Raw genomic sequence first — 1698 nt, forward strand, 5'->3', positions numbered from 1 at the left:
GGGCATCTCAGTGTTAATCACGATAGAACGATTAGGCAAACCTAATCAAGGAAGAAGTGATTATTTCTTCCAGGCTGCTTCGAGCTCAGCTGCGAGAGCTGCGCGATCGATTTGGCCATCGTAGTACTTCTGCATTGAAGCTCCGTAGAGTTCCTGCAGACCAGCTGGGTAAGCGCTGTTGACCCACTCCAGGGTCTTACCTGCAGCGACGTAATCAGCGATTTCCTTAGCCATGTAAGTGGTGGGCTGAACTGTGAAGTCCTCGTAAACGGGGATGAAGTTCATGCCACCCTTTTCGACTGGACCAGCCCAGAAAGCCTGTCCCTCAGGGGTGGTGAGGAACCAAGTCAGTACTGCGACAGCAGACTTCTGCTGAGCTTCAGTTGACTGTTCGGTGTCAACCATCATGTAGAAAGGTACACCAACGGAGATGGAAGTGTTTGCCTTCGAACCAACAGTGTTGTTGACAGGTACAGGCATGATTCCAAACTCGCCCTTAGGGTCAGTGGTGAGCAAGTTTGGCTCAGCCCAGTTACCCATGAACCAGAAAGCAGTCTTTCCGGTAGCGAGGTTTTCAACACCCAGGTCGTAGTCAGCGTCAGCAATTGAAGCTGTGTCAATTGAGTTTGCCTTCAGCAGGTCAAAGGTGTCGAGCCAGCTGTTGAAAGATGGGTCGTCAATCAGCGACTTCTTACCAGCAGTCAGGTCGTCGAGAACTGCGTGGTTGTCAGCAGAGGTCTCGCTTACGTTGGTGTGGTAAATGTTGGTGAAGTGCGCTCCCAATGACCACCAAAGACCCGAAAGGTGCATTGGGTCAACACCGGTTGCAGATACTGCCTGGAATGCGTTAGCAAGCTCAGTGCGAGTAGTGATTGCAGCAGCGTCGACACCAGCAGCGTCAAGAACAGCCTTGTTGTAGAGAAGACCGAAAGCTTCTGCAGTAACAGGAATACCAGCCTGCTTGCCATCGATGTTTGCTACGTCAAGAGTTCCAGGAGCTGCGAGCTCTGCCAGAGGCTGACCGGTCCAGTCCATAACCTTGTCGGCCATGTCAGGAATGTCCTGAAGAGCAGTCATGATGGTTGGTGCATCGCCAGCTTCGTACATAGGAGTAACGGTCTGCAGGAATGGAACATCCTGAGGAGACTCAACGATAGACACGGTGGTGCAGTCAGTGTTGGTCTTGTTGTAGTCCTCAATAGCTGCGGTGAACTGATCCTGGATTTCTACCTTGATGGTTCCGAGCCATGAAATCTCGGTTACTTCCTTGCAATCTGCGAAGTTAGGGTTGTCAGATCCGCCAGTAGCACAACCGCTCAGCATGAGGGATGCGGCAACAGCGGAAGCAGCAACAACAGCAACGGTTGCTTTCTTTCGGCTAATAACTGCCATAGTCATTTCCTTTCGTATGTGAAGTTCTGCCAACCTTCACTTCCAAGAGGAACAATCTTGCAGTAGCAAGATTTGTGAAAGTGTGGCAATGCTTCGTTGTTATTACCTAAATAATTGACAACCGATTTGGTTATGCAACTTCTTTGGTGCTTTTTAGGCTTTCGACGCGTATCGTCGACGCGCGTCGATAAAGAGAAATCTATCGAATGATTTACGGGTATGTCTACCCCAGAAACACCGTTTCGTATTTTCGTAACCGAATCGTGATTCTAGGGGGAATTTGTTCCCTTACCCGCGCAATTGCGG

1 protein-coding gene is annotated in these 1698 nt (G+C 50.1%); it reads right to left on the reverse strand.

Annotation, left to right across the window (positions count from 1 at the left end; genetic code table 11):
* Nucleotides 1-60: 60 nt before the first annotated feature.
* The gene (locus Q0362_RS08280) at nucleotides 61-1392 is read right to left on the reverse strand and encodes an ABC transporter substrate-binding protein (RefSeq protein WP_298122456.1); all 1332 of its coding nucleotides are present in this window, start codon (nucleotides 1390-1392) and stop codon (nucleotides 61-63) included.
* Between the last annotated feature and the right edge of the window lie 306 nt (nucleotides 1393-1698).

The sequence above is a fragment of the uncultured Aurantimicrobium sp. genome (genome assembly GCF_936931525.1).
GTDB lineage: Bacteria > Actinomycetota > Actinomycetes > Actinomycetales > Microbacteriaceae > Aurantimicrobium.